The 22,918-nt window shown below is 59.5% G+C and carries 17 protein-coding genes; 1 reads left to right on the top strand and 16 read right to left on the bottom strand.

Annotated elements, in window-relative coordinates; genetic code table 11:
- Positions 1-25: 25 nt before the first annotated feature.
- The 7 genes from recN to EYC79_RS20900 all read right to left on the bottom strand — a co-directional run bounded on the left by recN (position 26) and on the right by EYC79_RS20900 (position 9,335).
- The gene (gene recN / locus EYC79_RS20930) at positions 26-1,699 is read right to left on the bottom strand and encodes a DNA repair protein RecN (protein ID WP_130979404.1); all 1,674 of its coding nucleotides are present in this window, start codon (positions 1,697-1,699) and stop codon (positions 26-28) included.
- 15 nt (positions 1,700-1,714) lie between these two features.
- On the bottom strand, positions 1,715-2,581 hold the full coding sequence (locus EYC79_RS20925) for an outer membrane protein assembly factor BamD (RefSeq protein WP_062426531.1): 867 nt from the start codon (positions 2,579-2,581) through the stop codon (positions 1,715-1,717).
- 468 nt (positions 2,582-3,049) lie between these two features.
- Positions 3,050-4,009 carry a UDP-3-O-acyl-N-acetylglucosamine deacetylase gene (lpxC, locus tag EYC79_RS20920; protein ID WP_062440558.1) on the bottom strand — a complete coding sequence of 320 codons (960 nt, stop codon included), beginning with the start codon at positions 4,007-4,009 and terminating at the stop codon, positions 3,050-3,052.
- A gap of 297 nt (positions 4,010-4,306) precedes the next feature.
- Positions 4,307-6,067 (bottom strand): cell division protein FtsZ, encoded by a 1,761-nt coding sequence (gene ftsZ, locus EYC79_RS20915; RefSeq protein ID WP_130979403.1) that lies wholly within the window; start codon positions 6,065-6,067, stop codon positions 4,307-4,309.
- A 93-nt stretch (positions 6,068-6,160) separates the two neighbouring features.
- On the bottom strand, positions 6,161-7,495 hold the full coding sequence (gene ftsA, locus EYC79_RS20910) for a cell division protein FtsA (protein ID WP_062426528.1): 1,335 nt from the start codon (positions 7,493-7,495) through the stop codon (positions 6,161-6,163).
- Positions 7,492-8,421 (bottom strand): cell division protein FtsQ/DivIB, encoded by a 930-nt coding sequence (locus EYC79_RS20905; protein ID WP_165457092.1) that lies wholly within the window; start codon positions 8,419-8,421, stop codon positions 7,492-7,494. The genes ftsA and EYC79_RS20905 overlap by 4 nt, the downstream gene beginning before the upstream one ends.
- Positions 8,409-9,335, bottom strand: a complete 927-nt coding sequence (locus EYC79_RS20900; protein WP_130979401.1) for a D-alanine--D-alanine ligase — start codon at positions 9,333-9,335, stop codon at positions 8,409-8,411. Before EYC79_RS20900 ends, EYC79_RS20905 begins: the two co-directional genes overlap by 13 nt.
- A 526-nt stretch (positions 9,336-9,861) precedes the next feature.
- On the opposite strand from EYC79_RS20900, the gene EYC79_RS20895 reads away from it, so the two are divergent.
- Positions 9,862-11,166 carry an MFS transporter gene (locus EYC79_RS20895; RefSeq protein ID WP_062426525.1) on the top strand — a complete coding sequence of 435 codons (1,305 nt, stop codon included), beginning with the start codon at positions 9,862-9,864 and terminating at the stop codon, positions 11,164-11,166.
- 125 nt (positions 11,167-11,291) lie between these two features.
- On the opposite strand, the gene murB is transcribed toward EYC79_RS20895, so the two are convergent.
- The 9 genes from murB to EYC79_RS20850 form a co-directional block, all read right to left on the bottom strand.
- Positions 11,292-12,257: a UDP-N-acetylmuramate dehydrogenase gene (murB, locus tag EYC79_RS20890; RefSeq protein WP_062426524.1), complete on the bottom strand. Its 966-nt coding sequence runs from the start codon at positions 12,255-12,257 to the stop codon at positions 11,292-11,294.
- A complete protein-coding gene (gene murC / locus EYC79_RS20885) occupies positions 12,254-13,669 on the bottom strand; it encodes a UDP-N-acetylmuramate--L-alanine ligase (RefSeq protein WP_130979400.1) in 1,416 nt (471 codons plus the stop codon). Before murC ends, murB begins: the two co-directional genes overlap by 4 nt.
- Positions 13,666-14,802 carry an undecaprenyldiphospho-muramoylpentapeptide beta-N-acetylglucosaminyltransferase gene (gene murG, locus EYC79_RS20880; RefSeq protein ID WP_130979399.1) on the bottom strand — a complete coding sequence of 379 codons (1,137 nt, stop codon included), beginning with the start codon at positions 14,800-14,802 and terminating at the stop codon, positions 13,666-13,668. Before murG ends, murC begins: the two co-directional genes overlap by 4 nt.
- A gap of 7 nt (positions 14,803-14,809) precedes the next feature.
- The gene (ftsW, locus tag EYC79_RS20875) at positions 14,810-15,964 is read right to left on the bottom strand and encodes a putative lipid II flippase FtsW (protein WP_062426521.1); all 1,155 of its coding nucleotides are present in this window, start codon (positions 15,962-15,964) and stop codon (positions 14,810-14,812) included.
- Positions 15,965-15,968: 4 nt separating this feature from the next.
- The gene (gene murD / locus EYC79_RS20870; RefSeq protein ID WP_130979398.1) at positions 15,969-17,378 is read right to left on the bottom strand and encodes a UDP-N-acetylmuramoyl-L-alanine--D-glutamate ligase; all 1,410 of its coding nucleotides are present in this window, start codon (positions 17,376-17,378) and stop codon (positions 15,969-15,971) included.
- 3 nt (positions 17,379-17,381) lie between these two features.
- Positions 17,382-18,482 carry a phospho-N-acetylmuramoyl-pentapeptide-transferase gene (gene mraY, locus EYC79_RS20865; protein ID WP_062426519.1) on the bottom strand — a complete coding sequence of 367 codons (1,101 nt, stop codon included), beginning with the start codon at positions 18,480-18,482 and terminating at the stop codon, positions 17,382-17,384.
- A 117-nt stretch (positions 18,483-18,599) separates the two neighbouring features.
- Positions 18,600-20,033, bottom strand: coding sequence for a UDP-N-acetylmuramoylalanyl-D-glutamyl-2,6-diaminopimelate--D-alanyl-D-alanine ligase (locus tag EYC79_RS20860; protein ID WP_130979397.1), 1,434 nt, complete (start codon positions 20,031-20,033; stop codon positions 18,600-18,602).
- A complete protein-coding gene (locus EYC79_RS20855; protein WP_130979396.1) occupies positions 20,030-21,490 on the bottom strand; it encodes a UDP-N-acetylmuramoyl-L-alanyl-D-glutamate--2,6-diaminopimelate ligase in 1,461 nt (486 codons plus the stop codon). The genes EYC79_RS20860 and EYC79_RS20855 overlap by 4 nt, the downstream gene beginning before the upstream one ends.
- 58 nt (positions 21,491-21,548) lie before the next feature.
- Positions 21,549-22,918 (bottom strand): peptidoglycan D,D-transpeptidase FtsI family protein (locus EYC79_RS20850; RefSeq protein WP_130979395.1); only part of this gene is annotated, 1,370 nt, incomplete at its 5' end.

Raw genomic sequence — 22,918 nt, 5'->3', positions numbered from 1 at the left:
TTTAAAGAAAGCGTCGATCGAGGACTCAGTCCTGTGCGGCCAGCAGTCGCGCAGCAGCCGCCCTCGCCTCATCCGTCACCGATGCACCCGCCAGCATGCGCGCAATCTCTTCGGTGCGATGTTCCGGCTGCATGGTCGCAACGCGGGTCGCGATCCGCTCTGTCCCATCGCCCGCCGGTCCCTTGGCAATCAGCAGATGGGTTGAGGCACGTGCTGCCACCTGCGGCGCATGGGTGACCGACAAGACCTGAACTGTCTTTGATAGCCGCTTCAGCCGCTGGCCAATGGCATCCGCCACCGCACCACCTACGCCCGTATCGATTTCATCGAAGACCAGTGTCGGGGCCGAGCCGCGATCGGCAAGAGCCACTTTCAACGCCAGCAGGAAGCGTGAAAGCTCGCCGCCGGACGCCACCTTCATGATCGGGCCAGGTCGGGTGCCCGGGTTGGTCTGAACGTGGAATTCCACCACATCGATACCGTCTGCCGTCGCCGACGACGCATCGCTTGTGACCTCCACGGTGAAACGCGCCCGCTCCAGCTTCAGGGCCGGAAGCTCCGCCATCACCGCCTCGGACAGTGCGGCGGCCGCATTGCGACGCTTTTCGGAGAGCGACATTGCCGCTCGATCGAAATCGGCCTTCACCACGCCGAGCTGCGCTTCGAGCTTCGCCAGCTTTTCTTCGCCCGCATCCAGATCGGCAAGATCCGTCACCATGCGCTCGGCCAGCGCTGGAAGATCGCTTACGGGAACGGAATATTTGCGGCCTGCAGCGCGAAGCGCAAAGAGACGCTCTTCCACGCGCTCCAACTCGCGCGGGTCGAACTCCGTCCGGCGAAGCGCCGCTTCCACTTCCATCTGCGCATTGGAAAGATTGTCGAGTGCTGCGTCGAGCAGTTGCACGGTATCTTCAAGCAGACCCGGAGCCTCATGGCTCTTGCGTTCCAGCCGCCGCATCATCGAGGCGATGATCGGCACAGGCGAGGCATTGCCGTTCAGGAATTCGCTGGCCTCGGCAATATCACCGGCAATGCGTTCGGATTTCTGCATCACTGCCCGGCGTTCCGCCAGTTCCTCCTCCTCGCCATCGCGAGGAGAAAGCGCTTCCAACTCTTCCACGGACGAGCGCAGATAATCCGCCTCGCGGGCCGCCGCCTCCACCTTGGCGCGGTGCACCTTCAAGCCGCGCTCGGCGTCCTTCCAGGTGCGGTAGAGCCCCTGAACGGAGACAACCTCATCGCTGAGGCCGGCAAAGGCATCGAGAAGCGCGCGGTGCGCATTGGTGTCCACCAGCGCCCGATCGTCATGCTGTCCGTGAATTTCCACCAGATGCTGACCAAGCTGGCGCATCATCTGCACCGATACGGCCTGATCGTTTACATAGGCCTTGGTGCGCCCATCGGCCGACTGCACGCGGCGAAAGATCAGATCGCCATCATCATCCAGACCGTTTTCGCGCAGCAGCAGGCGCGCAGGATGATCCATGCCAACTTCGAAAGTGGCCGTCACCTGCCCCTTATCTTCGCCATGGCGCACGAGACCGCCATCGCCACGCCCACCAAGGGCGAGCGACAGGCTATCGAGAAGAATGGATTTGCCGGCGCCGGTTTCGCCGGTCAGCACCGAGAGACCGGCCTCGAACCCAAGGTCGAGCCGTTCGATCAGAACGATGTCGCGGATCGAAAGCTGGACCAGCATGGGAACGCCTTTGCCTTACGCTCCGATCAGCTTCTTGCCGGCGCGGGAAATCCAGGATTCGCGGTTTTCACGCGGCTCCAGACCCTGGCCCTTCAAGAGCTTGTAGGAATCGGCATACCATTGGCTGTCCGGGTAGTTGTTGCCGAGAACGGCAGCTGCCGTCTGGGCTTCATCCACCAGTCCCATGGCGTAATAGGCTTCTGTGAGACGTGCGAGCGCCTCTTCGATCTGGTTGGTGTTCTGGTACTGCTCCACGACGATGCGGAAGCGGGACACGGCAGCCAGATATTCCTTGCGCTCTAGGTAATAGCGACCGACCTGCATTTCGCGACCAGCAAGCTGATCGCGTGCAAAGCGGATCTTCGCCTGCGCATCGGCGACATATTCCGAATTCGGATAGTCGTTGACCACCTTGCTCATCGCTTCGATGGTACGCTGCGCGGCGCGCTGGTCCTGCGTCACGTCGGCGATCTGCTTGGAGTAAGCAAGACCGATCATGTACTGAACGTAAGCTGCGTCTTTCGCGCGCGGATATTGCTTGAGGAAGCGCTGACCGGATGTGATCGCTGCTTCGTTTTTGTTCTGACGCGTGGCGATGAAGGTATTCATCACCAGAGCCTTCTGGCCCCACTCGGTGAACGGGTACTGCTTGTCGATCGCGGTGAACTTGCGACCGGCTTCGGTCATGTTGCCCTTGTTCATATTGGCAAGCGCCTGGCGGTAAAGCACATCCGGCGGATCGGTTTCAACGCCGAGCTTTGTAATGTCGATATCGGGATCGGACTGGCAGGCAGTGACCAGCGTTCCGGCGCCAAGCAGCATCAGCGATACGAGCCCAACCCGCACCGTTCCATTCATTGCACCAGACCCAACACGCTTCATTCGACAGTTCCCACTTCCCGCGTCACTACAGAGCTTAGGCTTTCGCAGGCGGTTCTAGCCGCAAAAGCACCAGCAGGGCAACGCAATGATGACGCATTAACGCATTTTTATGGCAGGCTCACGCATGAAACGCGATAATCCCGGCCTCCACCCTTGCAACTCCTATTAGAGCGTTTCCTTTTTAAATGGAAGCGTTCTGCGGGAGCAGATTTCCATTGCGCCGAAGGTGACTACCTAAGAGCGTACCCACGGGTACAGAAAAGCCGATCACCGTTGCTACGGCAAACAATTCCACGTCAAACCACCCTCACCCCAAGAAACTCTCTGACGATTATCATCGCTTTTGCCAGCCTTCCAGCTGGCAACGCCACCGCCCTTCGCAGCACTCGATCACGCCTGAGCACGGACAAAAGAAAAAAGGCTGCCTGGAGGGACAGCCTTTATGAAAAGTCGAATAGAATTATGATCTTATGCGGACCAGGGCGCAAATTCCGGCTGGTTGATCGCCACGAATTCACGCGCACGAACGACCGGCTGACGCGCTGCAGGCGCCTCGACGATCTCATAGGCGGTCGGGTCGCTCAAAAGCGCCTTCAGCGCGTTCGCATTGACCTTGTGACCGCCGCGATAGGAGCGGTAGCAGCCGATGAATTGTGCGCCGGCGAGCGCCAGATCGCCAACGGCGTCGAGCGTCTTGTGACGAACGAACTCTTCCTTCTCGTAGCGCAGGCCTTCCATATTGATGACCGTATGGTCGTCGGAGATGACAACCGAATTTTCCAGCGAGGAGCCAAGCGCGTAACCGGCAGCCCACAGGCGCTCCACATCACGCATGAAGCCGAAGGTGCGAGCACGCGAAAGCTCGTTCTTGAACGTCTCAGCCGTCAGGTCGCCCTTCCAGGTCTGGCGACCGATCAGCGGCGTATCGAAATCGATTTCGACTTCGAAGCGCGTACCATCATACGGGCGGAACTCCGCCCAGGATGCGCCAGCATCGATACGAACCGGCTTGATGACGCGGATGTAGCGGCGCTTCACGCCGAGATTGACGATGCCAACCGATTCGATCGCTTCGATGAACGGTGCGGAACTGCCATCCATGATCGGCACTTCTGGACCGTCGACTTCAACGATCAGGTTGTCGATGCCCATGGCGTAGATGCCGGCCATGACATGCTCGACGGTTGCAACGGACTGTGCGGGCGAACGGCCGATCACGGTGCAAAGATCGGTGTTGCCGACATTGGCAGAAACCGCCTTCACTTCCACCACGGTACCATTCTCCAGCGTGCGGCTGAAGACGATACCCGTTCCGGCTTCCGCCGGCTGAAACGTCATGGAAGCCGGGTTGCCCGAATGCACGCCGATACCCTTGAGTTGAACAGGGTTGGCGATAGTTGTCTGAAAACCGAGCAATCCGATGGTCATGCGTATCAAGCCTTTTCATGTGACCCCGCCAGAAATGCCGGCTTGGTCCGAAGTCAAAAGAGGGGAAATGAAGTGCTCACGGAGACGTTATTTCCCATTCCCATGTTCTTACATACGCACACTGCAGCGCCATCACAAATCACTGTTGATTTCGCTTTGTTACAGACCCAAGCATTTGAAAGAATTGAGAGAAGCACCCTCGCACCGAGGCAGTGAAACACGAATACCCGGGCCTTTCAGACCCGGGTATTCGCTTAACGCAGAATCGCCTGATCGGTTCACCGACCGGCTATCCGATCAGTTTGATTGACGGCGCAGGAAGGCCGGAATTTCGAGCTGATCGTCTTCGTGATGGCTGGCAGAAGCCGGCGACTGGCGACCATGGTCATCCAGGTTGCCGCGACGCGGTGCATACATGCTCGCTTCCGGAGACATCGGACGGCGCTGCTGCGGAGCGAGGCTCGGAGCATCCATCATGTCGGAAGGAACAGTTTCTTCTTCATCGCGACGGCCGAGCGAATTTGTGATTCGCTTCAGCAGTCCCATGGGACCGCGCTCTTCAGGTGCTGCGTGAGCAACCTGTGCACGGTGATCCATTTCAGCCTTCACCACTGGCGGAAAGTCCTCGACCTTTGGCATGCGAACCGGCTCCGGCTGGCGCGCGACAGGAGCTGGTTCATGATAAACCTGAGCCTGTGGCTGTGCCATGCGCGGAGCCGGCGCTGCGACCTGCTCCGGAGCGTGGTATACAGGTGCCGGAGCAGCCTGAACCGGTGCTGCGGGGCGAGCAACGACCGGCGATTCGGCCGGAGCAGATGCGAACAGCTTGCTCTGTGGGCGGAACTCGGCTTCTGCCTGTGCCTGGCGCAACTGCTGTTCAGCAGCGGCCAGAGCGAGTTCGCGCTCCATATCGACTTCCGCAGCGCGGATGGTCTGAGCAATCGGATCTACGGACTTTGGTGCCTGCATAACTGGGGCAGGCTGAACTGCGGCCGGAGCGGATGCAACGGCCGCGGAGGGACGGATAACGGGCTTTGCTGCTGCAGCGGCGGCTGCACGCATCTCGGCGATGTTCTTTTCCATCTGGCCCGGTACACGGTCGATGCCGGTGGCAACGACGGAAACGCGGATGAGGCCTTCGAGCGCTTCGTCGAAAGTCGCGCCGAGGATGATGTTGGCATCCGGATCGACTTCTTCGCGAATACGCGTTGCAGCTTCGTCAACTTCGAAGAGGGTCAGGTCGCGACCGCCGGTGATGGAGATCAGGAGGCCCTGTGCGCCCTTCATCGAGGTTTCGTCGAGCAGCGGGTTGGCAATAGCCGCTTCCGCAGCCTGCATTGCGCGGCCTTCGCCGGACGCTTCACCCGTACCCATCATTGCGCGGCCCATTTCGCGCATGACCGAGCGAACGTCAGCGAAGTCGAGGTTGATAAGACCTTCCTTCACCATCAGGTCGGTGATGCAGGCAACGCCGGAATAGAGAACCTGGTCGGCCATTGCGAAGGCATCGGCAAAGGTCGTCTTGTCGTTAGCAATGCGGAAGAGGTTCTGGTTCGGAATGACGATCAGCGTATCGACAGACTTCTGCAGCTCTTCGATGCCCTGTTCGGCCAGACGCATGCGGCGTCCACCTTCGAAATGGAACGGCTTGGTAACAACGCCGACCGTCAGGATGCCCTTGTTGCGGGCAGCCTGTGCAACGACCGGAGCCGCACCCGTGCCCGTGCCGCCGCCCATGCCGGCGGTGACGAAGCACATGTGAGTGCCGTTCAGGTGGTCGATGATTTCATCGATGCACTCTTCGGCAGCAGCGCGACCGACTTCCGGCTGAGAACCGGCACCGAGACCTTCGGTGACGTTGACGCCGAGCTGGATCACCCGGTCGGCCTTCGTCATCGTCAGGGCCTGCGCGTCAGTGTTGGCGACGACGAAATCGACGCCCTGCAGACCTGCCGTGATCATGTTATTGACAGCGTTACCGCCACCGCCGCCAACACCGAAAACGGTGATGCGTGGCTTCAGCTCGGTGATATCCGGCTTTTGCAGCTGTATCGTCATTTTACCATTCCTTCTTTTGATGGCCGGCAACGCCCCGCTGGCCAATTTCTTTGAACTTCACTCATTCCTCTTCCGTGATACGCAGGAAAAGGATCAGAAACTTTCTTTCAGCCACTGCCCCACACGGGCTATCCGCCCGCTGCCCATTCCAAACGGCGAGAACATTCCGCTCTGCGCCGCGTGAATTTCAATGTCCGCGATTTGCGGATAGATCATCAATCCGCAAGCCGTGGAAAAGGCCGGGCCCTTGGCCGCAACCGGCAGGCCCGCCACGCCCATCGGACGACCGATGCGCACATTGCGAGCCAGAATGCGACGCGCCGTTTCCGGCAGACCGGTGAGCTGGCTTGCGCCACCCGTCAGCACCACGCGCTTGCCCACGATCGGGCTGAAACCGGACTTCTGGATACGGTCGCGGATCAGTTCGAGCGTCTCTTCGATACGAGCACGAATGATGCGACTGACCAGTGCCTTCGAAACCTGCGATGGCTGGTCGCGATCATCCTCGCCAATCGGCGGAACGGCGATCATCTCGCGATCGTCCACGCCACCATTGGCAAGCGAGGAACCGTGAACGACCTTCAGACGCTCGGCGTCCTCGATACGCGTGGAAAGACCACGTGCGAGGTCGGTGGTGACATGATGACCGCCAAGACCGATAGCATCGGTGTGAACCAGGCGACCTTCGGCGAAAACCGAGATCGTCGTCGTGCCGCCGCCCATGTCAATGGCAGCACATCCGAGTTCGACTTCGTCATCCACAAGTGCCGCAAGACCGCTGGCATAGGGGGTGGCAACAATGCCTTCGACCGACAGATGCGCGCGGTTGATGCAGAGCTCGAGGTTCTTCAGCGCCGTGCGCTCAGCGGTGACCACATGCATGTCCACGCCCAGCAGGTCGCCATACATGGAAAGCGGATCGCGAATGCCGCGCTCGCCATCCAGCGAATAGCCAGTCGGAAGCGAGTGGAGAATTGCACGGTCCTGACGCAGCGACTGCTGGCTTGCGGCAATCAGGACCTTGCGAAGATCGCCAGCTTCCACTTCCTGGCCGCCGAGATCGATGGAGGCGGTGTAGATGTCGCTTGCCAGACGGCCAGCCGAAACATTGACGATCAGGCTGTCAACCGTGAGACCCGCCATGCGCTCGGCCGCATCGACGGCCAGACGAATGACGCCTTCCAGCGCATCGAGATCGGCGATCACACCGGATTTCACGCCACGCGAGCGCTGATGACCAATGCCGATCACATCGACCTTGTGGGTGCGACCGGGAAGAACTTCGCTCTCCTGGCGCGGCGTCAGGCGGCCGATCATGCAGACCACCTTGGTGGAGCCGATATCGAGAACGGAAACTACATGGTTGCGCTTCGACGACAAGGGCTTCAGGCGCGGAAGACCGAACTGAGAAGAACCGAATAAGCTCATGTGCTCTTCTCCGCTTTCTTGAGGGCTTTGCTGCGGGCGTCAACGGCAGTCTGGCGACGCTCTGCCGCACCTTCCGTCAACTGCACCGTGGTGCGGTCGGAAAGGCGCAGGTCAACTGCTGCGACATCGCGCGAGAGGATTTTTTGCTCCATGTCGAGGCGAGCAAGAAGCTGCAGCGCCTTCGGCACATTTTCTTCCGGCAACTTGACGACGATCCCGTTGTCGAGATGCAAATCCCACCGGCGACCGGCGACGCGCACATAAGCGCGAACGCGGTTGCGGATTTCCGGCCAGTCGGCCAACTCGTCGACGAAACCTGCGGCACCCGTTTCGGCGTCACGACCGACGAACAGCGGCAAGCCGGCATATTTATTGTCCCGCAACGGCGCGATCACGCTGCCGCTCTTTTCGATCAGCGAGAGTTCCGAACCGTGCTGCCAGATGCCGAAAGCCTGGCGCTCCTTCAGACGAACTTCGATCGTCTTCGGATAGACCTTGCGCACTTCGACATCTTCGACCCAGGGAAGCTCGGTCAGCTTCTTGCGCGCTGCATTGACGTTAAGCGCGATCAGCGACGTCGCGCCATCGAGACCGAGAAGCTGAAAGACTTCGATTTCCGAGGTCTGCAGATTGCCGGAGACTTTCACGTCTTCGACGGCAAACCCGGCGGCAGAGGTCGTCGCCTGAGCGACCAGCTCCGTGTGGCCACCAAGCGACATGCCATAGAGACCAACGGCGGAGAAGAATACCAGTGTCGAAGCCGTACCGGTATGAGCCGGAATGTGAATGCGCCCCGTCGCAAGGCTGGCGCAAAAACGGAACACACGACGCAGCGGACGCGGAAGGACGAGGCGATCGTCCGCACCCACCGATGCGTTGTTCGCACGCTTTTTAGCTGTCGATCTTTTGCCGTTTACCGCAAGCACGACGCGTCCTCCACCATCCACCGGACAAGCTCACCAAAGGAACGGCCCTGATGAGCCGCCATTTCGGGCACGAGGGAGGTTGGCGTCATGCCCGGCTGGGTATTGATTTCCAGCCAGATAAGTTCGCCATCTTCTGAGAAACGGTCGTCGTAGCGAAAATCCGAACGGCTCACGCCACGGCAGCCAATCACCTGATGCGCCATGACTGCCAATGATTGGATTTTTTGGTAAATATTCGGTGAAATTTCCGCCGGGATGACATGCTTTGAGCCACCCTTGGCGTATTTCGCGTCGTAATCGTAAAAATTATGGCCGAGCGGCACCACTTCCGTAACACCGAGAGCCTCGCCATTCATCACGCCGCAGGTCATTTCACGGCCATGAACATAGCGCTCGACCATGACCGAATCACCATAGCGCCATTCGGTCGAGCCAAGCACTTGCGGAGGATGGGATTGATCTTCCTTGACGATGACGACACCGAAGCTCGAGCCTTCACGGACCGGCTTGACGACGTAAGGCGTCGCCATCGGATGCTCTGAACCGATATCGAAACGGTTCATCAGCTTTTCAGCAGCAACAGGAATGCCAGCAGCAGCGGCAATCTTCTTGGACTGCGACTTGTTCATCGCCAGAGAAGACGCCGCAACACCGGAATGCGTATAGGGAATTTCGAGATATTCAAGAATACCCTGGATCGTGCCGTCTTCACCGAACGGGCCATGCAGCGCATTGAAAGCGACATCGGGCCGCATATCCGCAAGAACGGCAGCGATATTACGATCGACATCCACACGCGTGACCTTATAGCCCTCGCCTTCCAGCGCGGACGCGCAAGCCTCTCCCGACGAGAGGCTGACCGGCCGCTCCGAAGAAAACCCACCCATAAGAACAGCTACGTGCTTGCCGCTCATAAAAACCTCTAACACCTGAAATTTCAGACGAGGCACCGGAACCGGAATGGTTCGCGATTCTCTCGCCCGACCCGTACGAGACACTTAAACGTCATTAAGGTTAACGAAGCGTTTACTTTCCTTAACCGAAACGGCCCGCGATACGATTTTTGTTAAAGAATCACATGAGGCACGGATTCCTTCCTTGGAATCAGAGTGTTGCGGTCGATGCAAGATTCAGAATTTCAACCGGATCAAATAAAACCGTTGCGCGGAGTTTGAGCATCGGCATCGAAAGCAAGATCGATTCGTTAAGATCGCCAGCTTGTCCCCAGGGTTTTTGACACCGCCTCGCGACACCGTTCGTCACGCCGATCACGGGCAAACGACAAGCCGGTTGAAGTCGCCACGAACGGAAACACCCTGCCTTCCCTCGTATTTTTTGCTGCTTATTGCGCTTTAAGCGTTTCAAAGGATCGAAAATTGCGTTAACGCAACCGCAGCCTCTTGAAGGTCATAAGTCCTACTTAACAATGGAACGAATATAATGACTGACGCGATATCGCCTGTATCGCCGACAGCTGACAAGCCGAACGATGTAAAGACAAATTCGCCTGCACGAGTTCTCACTGCCAGCCTGGTCGGCACGACCATCGAATTCTTCGATTTCTACGTTTATGCGACCGCAGCCGTGCTCGTGTTTCCGACGCTGTTCTTCCCCAACAGCGATCCGATGACGGCGCTTCTTGCATCCTTCGCTACCTTCTCGATCGCCTTCTTTGCCCGTCCGCTCGGCGCGCTGGTGTTCGGCCACTACGGTGACCGCGTTGGCCGCAAGACGACGCTCGTTGCGGCTCTCCTGACAATGGGCATTTCCACCGTCGTGATCGGTCTTCTGCCGTCCTATGAGACAGCCGGCGTTCTCGCTCCGCTGCTGCTGGCACTATGCCGTTTCGGTCAGGGCTTTGGTCTTGGCGGTGAATGGGGCGGTGCCGTTCTTCTGGCAACGGAAAACGCGCCTCCCGGAAAACGCAACTGGTATGCCATGTTCCCGCAGCTTGGCGCACCGGTCGGCCTCTTCCTGTCCTCCGGCATCTTCTGGCTGCTTCTGCATGTCATGTCGAATGAAGCGCTAATTTCCTGGGGCTGGCGTATTCCTTTCATCGCGTCGACGCTGCTGATCGCCGTTGGTCTGTGGGTCCGTTTCTCCATCTCGGAAACGCCTGCCTTCCAGAAGGCCATCGACAAGCATGAGCGCGTTGCGGTTCCTGCCAAGGAAATCTTCACCAAGTACAAGCGCAGCCTGTTCCTCGGCACCTTCGTAGCGCTTGTCACCTTCGTGCTGTTCTATATCGCAACCGCGTGGCTGCTGTCCTACAACGTCAAGGTCTTGAAGATCCCCTTCCTCGACGCGCTGGAAATCCAGATCCTCAGCGCCGTCGTCTTCGGCATCTTCATTCCGCTGACCGGCATCGTCGGTGACAAGGTCGGTCGTCGCCTGTCGCTGATCGTCATCACGGTCCTGATTGCCGCCTTCTCCTTCCTGCTTCCGGTTCTGCTGGGCGGCGGTGAAGCAGGCGTTGCGATCTTCGCGGCTTCTGCGATGGCGCTGATGGGCATGACCTACGCCCTGATCGGTGCAGCACTCGCGGCACCCTTCCCCACCAGTGTGCGCTACACCGGCGCGTCGCTGACCTTCAACTTCGCAGGCATCGTCGGCGCCTCGCTCGCTCCCTACATCGCGACGTGGCTGCAGACGACTTACGGCATGGCAGCCGTCGGCTACTATCTCGGCCTTGCTGCCGTCATCACGCTGATCTGCATCCTCGCCTCCGGCAAGGACGAAGTATAAGCGATCCGGATAAGGGCGACGCATCATCATCGATAGTGCGCCGCTTGAAGCCTGAATCAAGCTCACAAAAAAGCCCGCGAAGCTTCTGACTTCGCGGGCTTTTCTTTGACTGCTAATGACGGCGCTTATGCGCCGAGAAACGGCTCGACTTCCCGGCCCGGCATGAAGAGCCCAAGGCGCTTGATTTCCCATTCCAGACGAATGCCGGAATTTTCAAAGACCCGCTTGCGCACGGCCTCACCGAGATATTCGAGATCGTAGCCCGTCGCGTGGCCGGTATTGATCATGAAGTTGCAATGCAGCGACGACATTTGTGCGCCGCCGATCACCATGCCGCGACCACCCGCCTCGTCGATCAGTTCCCAGGCGGAGTGGCCCTCCGGGTTCTTGAAGGTCGAACCGCCCGTCTGTTCGCGGATCGGCTGAACCGTCTCGCGGTGATGACGCACAGCGTCCATGTCGGCGCGGATCTTCGCACGGTCTTCCGGATAACCCTCAAACAGCGCACCGGTGAAGATCAGATCCTTGTCCGCACCAGAGTGGCGGTAGCTATACTGCATATCGGCATTGGAGAGCACATGGCTGTTGCCCTTGCGATCCAACGCATAGACTTCGACAACGCGATCGCGGGTCTCGCCACCATTGGCGCCGGCATTCATGCGCAGCGCACCGCCGATGGAGCCTGGAATGCCGTAGTAGAAATGGAAGCCGCCAATGCTGTTGTCCATTGCCATGGCAGCGATATGCTTGTCCGGGCAGATGGCACCGGCCTTGATGCGGTTCTCGCCTGCAAGCTCGACCTGACCGAAACCCTTGGCCGATAGACGCACAACCACGCCTGGAATGCCGCCATCACGCACGAGCAAGTTGGAACCAACGCCAACGACTGTCAGCGGAACATCGTCCGGCAGAAGCTTGAGGAAGGTGATGAGATCATCCGTATCGTGGGGCTGGAACATCAGTTCCGCAAGACCACCGGCCCTGAACCACGTCACGCGGTCCATCGGCGAGTCCGGCGTCACACGTCCTCTGAGTTCCTTCACTCCGTCGCCGAGCCTTCCCAGCAACTTTACCCCATCCACCTGTCTCATGCAGACTTTCCTGAAATGCTATCCAATTCCGAGGGCAGCGCTGCCGCCCACTGTGTAATATTACCAGCCCCCAAGAGAACCACGAAATCACCCGGATTCGCAATGGCTGCGACCGTCTTTGCCAGATCGTCCCGCGAGGCGAGGTATCGGGCATCGCGATGTCCCGCAGCTCTGGTTGCGGAAACCAGCGTCTCGGAGTTCACGCCCTCGATGGCATCTTCACCCGCAGCATAAACCGGAGCAAGAAGAATCGTGTCCGCATCGTTGAAGCAATGGGCGAAATCCTCGAAAAGGCTCGACAGGCGCGTAAAGCGGTGAGGCTGATGCACGGCGATGATACGGCCCTGGCAGGCCTCACGTGCGGCCTTCAACACCGCCTTGATTTCCACCGGATGATGACCGTAATCGTCGAAGACCTGAACGCCGTTGGATTCCCCCGTCAACGTGAAGCGACGCTTGACCCCACCAAAAGAGCCTAGCCCCTTCTTGATGTCGGCCTCTGAAATGCCAAGGCGGTTGGCAACGGCGATCGCCGCCGTGGCGTTCGAGATATTGTGACGGCCTGGCATCGGAAGGACGAGATCCTTGAAGGAAAACACCTTGCCCGTGCGGCGGCGGCGGATCTCCACGTCGAAGATGGACTTTGTCCCGTCGATGCGGACATTGGAGAAGCGCACATCGGCCTGCGGGTTCTCACCATAGGTGATGACCTTGCGGTCCTCGATCTTGCCGACCAGAGTCTGTACTTCTGGATGGTCGAGGCACATGACGCCGAAGCCATAGAATGGCACGTTTTCCACGAATTGGCGGAAGGCTTCGCGCACGGCTTCGAAATTGCCGTAATGGTCGAGATGCTCCGGGTCGATATTGGTCACGACCGCCACATCGGCGGGAAGCTTCAGGAAGGTGCCATCGGACTCATCGGCCTCCACCACCATCCACTCACCCTCGCCCATGCGGGCATTGGTGCCATAGGCGTTGATGATGCCGCCATTGATGACGGTCGGATCGAGATTGCCGGCTTCCAAGAGCGTCGCCACCATGGAGGTCGTCGTGGTCTTGCCATGCGTCCCGCCAATGGCGATCGCATTGCGAAAGCGCATCAGTTCGGCCAGCATTTCGGCCCGGCGAACGATCGGCAGGTGCTTTTCGCGCGCCGCAACCAGTTCCGGATTGTTCTTCTTGATGGCGGTCGACACGACGACCACTTCCGCATCACCCAGGTTCTCGGCCTTGTGACCGACGAAAACCTCGATACCCTTGTCACGCAGACGCTGCACATTGGCGCTGTCCGCCTGATCGGACCCTTGGACGCGATGGCCGAGATTGTGCAGCACCTCGGCAATGCCGCTCATGCCGATGCCGCCAATTCCGATGAAATGGACAAGACCGATGGCTTTCGGCATCTTCATGGATGCACTCCTTCATTCTTCGATTTGAATTGCTGAACGCTTGTCCCTGCGGCAATCGCCTCGACAAGATCGGCAAGGCGCTTGGCGGCATCCGGCTTGCCGGTTGCCTTGGCGGCAGCGGCAGTCTTCTCCAGTCGCGCCGGGTCGTTCATCGCATCCGCCAGCAGAGCAGAAAGTGCTTTTGGCGAAAGCTCGGGCTGCTTGATGACGCTGGCACCGCCTGCGGCAGAAAGAGCCGCCGCATTGGCCGCCTGATCGTGATCGAGAGCGTGCGGATAGGGAACGAGCACCGAAGGCCGTCCGATCACGGAAAGCTCAGAGACGGTCGAAGCGCCGGATCGGCTGATCACCAGATCGGCTTGCGCAATCCGTTCGGCCATATCGCCAAAGAAGGGCGAGATATCCGCCTTCACGCCAAGCTTCTTATAGGATTCGACAACGCTGTCCTTGTCCTCGACGCGCGCCTGCTGGGTCAGTTTGATGCGGTTGCGCAGATCGTTGGGCAAAAGGCAGATCGCCGCCGGAACGGCTGCCGAGAAAAACTGCGCGCCCTGGCTTCCGCCAAACACCACGAGGTTGAAATCTTCACCCGCCTGAGATGGCGTATAGGCAATCTCGGCAGCAGACAGCACCGCAGGGCGAACAGGGTTGCCCGTCATGACGATCTTGTCACCGAACTCGCCCTGGTTCTCCGGCAGGAAGCCCCCGGCGATCGCCTTAACCCGCTTCGCCAGCGCCTTGTTGGCGCGACCCATGACAGCATTCTGTTCATGCAGCAGCGAAGGAACACCCATGCCGGTCGAGGCGAGAAGCGGCGGCACTGTCGGATAGCCGCCGAAGCCAATGACGGCAACCGGCTTCAAGCGCGTCATCAGCTTGCGCGCAGAGCGAAGGCCGGTCCAGAGCGTGGCAAGCGCCTTGATGACGCGGATCGGGTTCTTCGAGCCGATCGTTGCAGACGGCACGACGTGAATTTCGTCTGCGGGAAATTTGCCCGCATAGCGCTCGGCACGGCTATCGGTCACCAGATGCACGGAGTAACCGCGCGCCTTCAACTCATAGGCAAGTGCCTCCGCCGGAAAAACATGGCCGCCGGTTCCACCGGCGGCAAGCAAAACGATACCCTTGCTCATCACTCTTTTACTCCGCAGGAAGACCCGCGCCGACGCGGAAGAAGCTGCGCTCCTGTGCGCGCTTCTCGGGCCTGTGTCGTGTCAGCGCCAGCAGGAAGCCAGCGGTCACGCATATCGCCATCATCGAAGAACCGCCATAGGAAATCAGCGGCAGCGTCATGCCCTTGGCCGGCATGAGTTCGAGATTAACGCCAATATTGATCATCGACTGGATACCGATCTGAAGAACCAGACCTGCCACGGCAAAGCGGACGAAATCGTCCTTTTCCTTGAAGGCGTGGCTTAAGCCGCGCAGCACGATGAAGGCGAAGATCGCAACCAGGGCCATGCAGAAGACAATACCGAACTCTTCCGCAGCAACGGAGAAGATGAAGTCGGTATGGCTATCGGGAATGATGCGCTTGACGATGCCTTCACCCGGTCCCTGGCCGAACCAGTCGCCGCGAATGATCGCTTCACGCGCCGTGTCCACCTGGAACGTGTCGCCCTCACCCGTCCAGAAACGGTCGATACGACCCGCAACGTGCGGCAGCATCAGATAGGCGGTGACGATGCCGCCGACGCCAAGACCGCCGAGCATGATGATCCAGAACCACGGCACACCGGCCATGAAGAACATGCCGCCCCAAACGACGGATGTCAGAATCGTCTGCCCGAAGTCCGGCTGTGCAATCAGGAGAGCTGCAACAATGCCGAAGGTGATGATGGCGAAAAGATTGCCGGGAATTTCCGGATGACGAGCGCGCTCGGCAAAAAGCCAGGCGCAGACAATGACGAAGGCCGGCTTCATGAATTCGGATGGCTGGATGGAAAAGCTGCCGATCGAAATCCAGCGGCGAGCACCCTTGACCTCGATGCCGAAGAACAGCGCGAAGATCATCATCAGCAGTGAGGCGATCAACAGCACGATGGCGACGCGCCGCACCTGGCGCGGCGACAGAAACGACAGACCGATCATGATCGCCAGCGACGGGACGATGAACATCGCCTGGCGCTCGACGAAGAAGAAGCTATTGAGACCAATGCGCTCGGCAACTGCGGGGGACGCAGCAAAGGACAACATCAGGCCAATGCCGATGAGAGCAATGAAGGCCGCCAGGAAGAAGCGGTCGATTGTCCAGAACCACTCCGCGACTGGACCGCGGTCAGTACGGCTTACCATGTCTTCAGTGCTCCTTTTGCACTTCCACCAGCATCGTCACACCGTCGAGTGCAGCGACGTGGGAAACGAACGAATCACCACGTATTTCGAAATTCTTATATTGATCGAAACTTGCGCAAGCCGGGGAGAGCATCACGACATTGCCGCTCGCACCATCGGCAAGGGCATCGGCCGCGGCATGCTGTACCGCCTTGTCCAGCGTACCGGAGATTTCGTAAGGCACCGCCTCACCCAGCGTTGCGGCAAATTCCGCCGCCGCCTCGCCGATCAGATAGGCCTTGGCGATGCGGGGAAAGAGCGGTGACAGGCTGGTGATGCCGCCGGCCTTGGGCAAGCCGCCAGCAATCCAGTAAATCCGGTCGTAGCTCGAAAGCGCCGGTGCCGAAGCGTCTGCATTGGTTGCCTTGCTGTCATTGATGAAGGTGACATTGCCACGCCGCCCGACGGGCTGCATGCGATGCTTCAGGCCCGGGAATGATGTCAGCCCTGCCCTCACCTCATCTTCGGAGATGCCGACCGCAAGGCACGCCGCAATCGCAGCGGCCGCGTTCTGGGCATTGTGGCTGCCGCGCAGCGTCTGGATGCCGTCAAGATCGACGAGCAGCGACGACGTGCCACCTGCGGCCTTCATGATCCGGCTGCCTTCGGCATAAAGCCCGTCCGCCACGACATTGCGCTTGGAGATTCGGGTGACGTTCACGCCAGCACGTTCTATGCGATCGGCAATCAGCGTGCAGAAGCTATCATCGACGCCGACGATGGCGGTATCGCTTCCTGCAACCAGACGCTCCTTCACATCGGCATAATGCTGCATCGTGCCGTGGCGATCGAGATGATCCGGCGTCAGGTTGAGCAGGATACCGGCGGTCGGGTTCAATGTCGGAGCGAGATCGATCTGATAGGACGAGCACTCGACGACATAGAAGCGTTCAGCCTTCGGCGGGTCGAGGCTGAGAACGGCCGTGCCGATATTGCCGCCAAGCTGTGTATCGCGGCCTGCCGATTTCAGAATATGCGCAATCAATGCCGTCGTGGTGGATTTGCCATTGGTGCCGGTGATGGCGATGAATGGGCAATTCGGCGCATGAGCCCGCCGCTCGCGAACGAAAAGCTCGATATCGCCAATCACCTCAACGCCCGCCGCCTTGGCAAGATCGACAGACCAGTGCGGCTTCGGATGCGTCAACGGAACGCCCGGCGCCAGCACGAAGACGGCCAGCTTCGACCAGTCCAGCGTGCGCAGGTCAGCAGTCGGGATACCCTCGCTTTGCGCCTTCGCAACGCTGTCGGGATTGTCATCAAAGGCAATGACATCGGCGCCGCCGGCGACCAGCGCCTTGGCGGTCACGAGGCCGGAGCCACCAAGACCAAAGAGAGCAACCTTCTTATCCGCAAGTGAGGTAACGGGGATCATCGCTTACCTCAGCTTCAGCGTGGCGAGGCCGAGCATGGCGAGACCGACGGAGATGATCCAGAAGCGGATGACCACCTGGCTTTCCGTCCAGCCCTTCTTTTCAAAATGGTGATGGATCGGCGCCATCAGAAACACGCGCCGTCCGGTGCGCTTGAACCAGAAGACCTGGATAATGACGGAGAGCGTCTCCATGACGAAGAGACCGCCGACGATCACCATCACGATCTCATGCTTGACCGCCACGGCGATGGAGCCGATCAGGCCGCCAAGCGCCAAAGAACCAGTGTCGCCCATGAAGATGGCCGCAGGCGGCGCATTGAACCAGAGGAAGCCGAGACCGGCACCGATTACGGCACCGACGATCACCGCGAGTTCACCGGTTCCGGGCACGAAATTGATCTGAAGGTAGTTCGCAAAGATGGCGTTACCGACGAGATAGGAAATCACGCCGAAGGTCGCCGCCGCAATCATCACCGGCACGATGGCAAGACCATCGAGACCATCGGTCAGGTTGACCGCGTTACCGGCCGCAACGATGACGAAAGCGCCGAAGAGAACGAAGAAGTAGCCGAGATTGATCACGAATTCCTTGAAGAAGGGAAAGGCGACCGAGCTTCCAAGCGTTCCGCCATGCGGTGCCGTCGCAAGCGCAATCTTCATCATGAAGAAGGTGGCAATAGCTGCGATAACGAATTCGATGCCGAGACGCGCCTTGCCGGAAAAACCCTTGTCGCTCTGCTTGGTCACCTTCAGGTAGTCGTCATAAAAGCCGATGGCGCCAAAGCCGAGCGTTACGAGAAGAACCGCAACCACATAGACATTCGACAGATCGCCCCAGAGCAGCGAGCCCCCGAGGATGCCTGCAAGGATCATCAAGCCGCCCATGGTCGGCGTACCGGCCTTCTTGAAGTGGGTCTGCGGGCCATCGGCACGGATCGGCTGACCCTTGCCCTGGCGAATGCGCAGCGAATTGATGATGGCCGGTCCAAACAGGAAGACGATGAGAGCGGAGGTGAAGAGCGCTGCACCCGCCCGGAACGTGATGTACCTGAACAGGTTGAAGATTTGAATTTTGTCCGACAGTTCAACGAGCCAGATCAGCATGTTTGCCCTTTCGAAAGGCGGTCGAAGCGGCGGGCGGGAGGTAAGGCCAGCGCCGCTTCAAGGTCCTTGTTTCCGTATCGAGCGCAGAAAGCCGAAGATTTCGGGCTTTCTGGCTACCTAATTCTGGCGCTCCGTCTCGGGGAATGCCGGATACTTGTCAAGAAGAGCCGAGACAATCTTGCCAAAACCGATGCCAAGTGACGATTTTATCATCACCACATCGCCCGGCTGCACCCATTTCAACACGAAGTCAGCCAGCTCAGCGGTCGTCGGGAACCAGGACACATTGACGCTTTCGGGAAGCGCATCGCGAAGATGCGCCATCGATTCTCCGGCAAGCCACACATGTTCGATGCCGGCAGAAAGGATCGGACCGGATAGCTCTTCATGCACCTCTGCGGCAAACTCGCCCATCTCGAGCATGTCGCCGAGAACCGCAATGCGCCGTCCGTTGCCGCGCACTTCCGCCTGCGCCAGAAGCGCAATCGCCGCGCGCATGGAGGCCGGATTGGCGTTATAGCTCTCGTCGATCAAAAGGAACGACCCATCGCCAACCGACAGGCGGTGGCGCTCTCCCCTGCCCTTGACGGCTCGAAGATCGCCGAGCGCATGGAAAGCGCGATCGAGGTTGGCACCGGTCACAGCGACGACGCCAAGAGCAGCCATGGCATTTTCTGCGACATGGCGACCCGGCGCGCCGATATTCAGCTCGCTGGTCTCGCCATTGATGATCGCCCAGATGGTCGAGCCGTTCGGCGTGCTTTCGAAATCCGCCAGACGGAAGTCGGCCTTGGCGTGTTGGCCGAATGTCAGAATATGGTCGATGCCGACATGAAGTGCTGCTGCTTCCAGCCGCTCGAACTGCGCATTGTCGCGGTTGAGGATCACCGCACCGCCGGGCAAGACGCCCTCGAAAATTTCGGCCTTTGCGTCGGCAATTTCTTCGAGACTGTTGAAGTTGCCGAGATGCGCCGCCGCGATGGTGGTGATGATGGCCACATGCGGCTTCACCTGCTTTACCAGCGGACGGATTTCGTTCGGATGGTTCATGCCCACTTCGAAAATGCCGAATTCGGTATCGGCGGGCATGCGTGCCAGCGTCAGCGGTACGCCCCAGTGATTGTTGAAGGACGAGACCGCCGCATGCACCTTGCCCGATGGGGCCAGCACCTGCCGCAGCATTTCCTTGGTCGTCGTCTTGCCCACCGAGCCGGTAACCGCAATGATGCGTGCCGAGGTCCTTTCACGCGCAGCAATACCAAGCTTGACGAGGGCGGACAGAACGTCATCGACGACGATCATCGGCACCGTCAGCCGTCCAAGCGCCGGCAGCTTGGCCTCGGCGACAACCATCAGGCTCGCGCCATTGGCAACGGCAAAACTTGCATAATCATGGCCGTCGACACGGTCGCCCTTGATGGCGAAGAAGGCTTCGCCCTGCTGCACCGTCCGGCTGTCGATGGAAATGCCCGTGATACCTTGCGGCAGATTGCCGACCGGACGTCCCGACGTAACGGCAATCATGTCCGCAACTGTCCATAACCAGTTCAAATCTTCAATCCTTCCAGCGCCGAACGCACCTGTTCATGGTCCGAAAACGGCAGCGTCACGCCGCCAATGATCTGACCTTCCTCGTGCCCCTTGCCCGCAACGATCAATGTGTCTCCATTCCCCAGCATCGACACGGCATGGCGGATCGCCTCTGCGCGATCTGCGATTTCCACTGCACCGGGCGCCGCCGCCATGATTTCGGATCGAATGGTGGCAGGCTCCTCGGAGCGTGGATTGTCGTCCGTGACGATCACCACATCCGAAAGCCGTGTTGCCACCTCGCCCATGATCGGACGCTTGCCCTTGTCGCGATCACCGCCGCAGCCAAACACGGTGATGATGCGGCCCGAGGTGAAGGGACGCACCGAGCTCAGAACATTTTCCAGCGCGTCGGGCTTATGGGCATAATCCACATAAGCCAGCGCGCCATTCTTCGTCTGTCCGACGAGTTCGAGACGACCGGCAGCACCGATCAGCTTTTCCAGCGCCTTCATCGCCACCGATGCGGACACGCCGGTCGACATGGCAAGACCCGCCGCGACCAGCGCATTGGCAACCTGGAAATCGCCCGCAAGCGGGATATCCACCTCGTGGATTGCGCCTTCGTGATGCACCTCGATCATCTGCTTGTGGCGGAAGTGCTCGACACGCTTCAACGCCAGATAATCGCCCTTGCGGCCAACCGTGCGCACATCGTGACCGGCCTCCGTCGCCACCTCTATCGCCTGAGCCGACCATGGATCGTCGGCAAAGATCACGACGGGTGAGCCCTTTGGCAGCAGCGTATCGAACAGCCGCATCTTGGCGGCCATATAGTCCTCGACCGTCGGATGGTAATCCATATGGTCGCGACCGAGATTGGTAAAGCCGGCAGCAGAGAGTTTCACGCCATCCAGACGACGCTGATCAAGACCGTGGCTGGATGCTTCCATTGCCGCATGGGTCACACCTTCCGATGCCAACTCAGCCAGAAGCGCGTGCAGCGAAACCGGGTCGGGCGTCGTCAGCGAACCATATTCTTCGCGGCCGGGCGCAATCACGCCGGTCGTGCCGATCTGCGCGGCTGGATGACCGGCGAAAGCCCAGATCTGTCGGGTGAAGGACGCAACCGACGTCTTGCCGGCCGTGCCGGTGACGGCAACCATCGTCTCAGGCTGCTTCCCATAGAAGCGGGCAGCGGCAAGCGCGAGATACAATCTTGGATCGGAAACGACGAGAACCGGCACATCTGCGGAAACGGGCTGGCCCGAAACGATTGCGGCAGCACCCTTGGCAACCGCGTCCTGCACGAAGGTCGCGCCATCCGCCTTGTTGCCGGAAACGGCGATAAAGAGCGCGCCCGGCTCGACCTTGCGGCTGTCCGCCGTGATCGAGGTGATGGTCAGCGCTCCGGCATCCGCGCGAAGCAATTCATTCAGTTCCGGAAACGACTGTCCCGATAGATCTCGCAAATTCATTGATGTGTCCGTCATGTCCCCCCGACGCGAATCGCCGGTCCATCATAAGCTGTACCAATCAATAAGACACGAGCAAGGCCGAGCCATCCTTGCCGAACTTCGGCTTGACGCCGAGGATCGCAGCCGAGCGGGTGATGATGTCATGCACCATCGGGGCAGCGGACGTGCCTGCAAGTGCTGCACCATTGCCCTTGTCCGTCTTCGGTTCGTCGATGAAGGAGAGAACCACATATTCGGGCTTATCCATCGGGAAGGCCGATAGGAAAGCGTTGAAGTTCTTGTCGTGGACATAGCGGCCATTGACCACCTTGTCGGCCGTTCCGGTCTTTCCGCCAACGTTGAAGCCTTCGACGCGGGCGTTGCGGCCGGAGCCATTGACGCCGTTCCATTCGAACAGGAAGCGCATGTCGCGGCTGGTGGTCGGCTTGATCACTTGCTTGGCCACAAGGTCGGCCTGTTCGACGGTGCGCGGCAGGAAGGTCGGCTCGATCAGCTTGCCGCCATTGACGAGGGCCGCACCGGCAATCGCTGTCTGCAGTGGCGTGGTCGATACACCGTGACCGAAGGAGATCGTAATGGAGTTGATCTTCTTCCACTGGCGCGGCTGTGTCGGCATCGCCACTTCCGGCAATTCCGTCTGCATCCGGGACAGCAGGCCAAGACGCGTCAGAAACTCCTTATGCCCCTCGGTCCCAACCGTATCGGCAATTTTCGCCGTACCGATGTTGGACGAGTACTGGAAGATCTCCGGTACCGACAAGATGCGTCCCTTGCCGTGGAAGTCCTTGATGGTGAAGCCACCGATGCGGATCGGGAAGCGCGCATCGAAGGTGGAGCCGAGCGAGATGCCGCCTTCGTCCAGACCCATGGCGATGGTGAAGGACTTGAAGGTCGAGCCCATCTCGAACGTGCCGTTCGACATGCGGTTCAGCCAGCCTTCCTTGGCGCCTTCCGCCGGGTTGTTCGGATCGTAATCCGGCAGCGACGCCATGGCGAGGATTTCGCCCGTATGCACGTTGATGACAACGGCGCCTGCGCCAATCGCCTGGAACTTTTGAATGGCGTTGACCACCACTTCGCGCACAATTGCCTGGACGCGCAGATCGATGGAAAGCTTCACCGGCTCAAGCGGCTGGTCGGAGGTCATGCCAAGCGCTGTCAGATCGGCCAGCCCCTGGCTGTCGAGATAGCGCTCCATGCCGGCAACGCCGCGGTTGTCGATGTTCACGTGACCGACAACGTGGGCAGCCGTAGGGCCACCCGGATAGAAGCGGCGCTTTTCAGGACGGAAACCGATGCCGGGAATGCCAAGCGCCAGGATCTGGCTTTGCTGCTTCGGTGTCAACTGACGGCGCAACCACTGGAAGCGCGAATTGTTCGTCAGCTTCTGATAGGTGCCGCGCGTGTCGAGATCGGGCAGAACCGTGC

This window comes from Agrobacterium cavarae (assembly GCF_004310285.1).
GTDB lineage: Bacteria > Pseudomonadota > Alphaproteobacteria > Rhizobiales > Rhizobiaceae > Agrobacterium > Agrobacterium cavarae.
Note: the sequence above shows the minus strand (reverse complement) of the source record. Positions and strands in the feature narration are given on the sequence as shown.

Coding starts and splice junctions, on each gene's coding strand:
- mraY (WP_062426519.1), bottom strand. CDS start 18,482: ATGCTGATCTGGCTCGTTGAACTGTCGGACAAAATTCAAATCTTCAAC.
- EYC79_RS20925 (WP_062426531.1), bottom strand. CDS start 2,581: ATGAAGCGTGTTGGGTCTGGTGCAATGAATGGAACGGTGCGGGTTGGG.
- lpxC (WP_062440558.1), bottom strand. CDS start 4,009: ATGACCATCGGATTGCTCGGTTTTCAGACAACTATCGCCAACCCTGTT.
- murD (WP_130979398.1), bottom strand. CDS start 17,378: ATGATCCCCGTTACCTCACTTGCGGATAAGAAGGTTGCTCTCTTTGGT.
- ftsA (WP_062426528.1), bottom strand. CDS start 7,495: ATGAGCTTATTCGGTTCTTCTCAGTTCGGTCTTCCGCGCCTGAAGCCC.
- EYC79_RS20900 (WP_130979401.1), bottom strand. CDS start 9,335: ATGAGCGGCAAGCACGTAGCTGTTCTTATGGGTGGGTTTTCTTCGGAG.
- recN (WP_130979404.1), bottom strand. CDS start 1,699: ATGCTGGTCCAGCTTTCGATCCGCGACATCGTTCTGATCGAACGGCTC.
- murG (WP_130979399.1), bottom strand. CDS start 14,802: ATGAGCAAGGGTATCGTTTTGCTTGCCGCCGGTGGAACCGGCGGCCAT.
- ftsZ (WP_130979403.1), bottom strand. CDS start 6,067: ATGACGATACAGCTGCAAAAGCCGGATATCACCGAGCTGAAGCCACGC.
- EYC79_RS20855 (WP_130979396.1), bottom strand. CDS start 21,490: ATGAATTTGCGAGATCTATCGGGACAGTCGTTTCCGGAACTGAATGAA.
- murC (WP_130979400.1), bottom strand. CDS start 13,669: ATGAAGATGCCGAAAGCCATCGGTCTTGTCCATTTCATCGGAATTGGC.
- murB (WP_062426524.1), bottom strand. CDS start 12,257: ATGAGACAGGTGGATGGGGTAAAGTTGCTGGGAAGGCTCGGCGACGGA.
- ftsW (WP_062426521.1), bottom strand. CDS start 15,964: ATGGTAAGCCGTACTGACCGCGGTCCAGTCGCGGAGTGGTTCTGGACA.
- EYC79_RS20895 (WP_062426525.1), top strand. CDS start 9,862: ATGACTGACGCGATATCGCCTGTATCGCCGACAGCTGACAAGCCGAAC.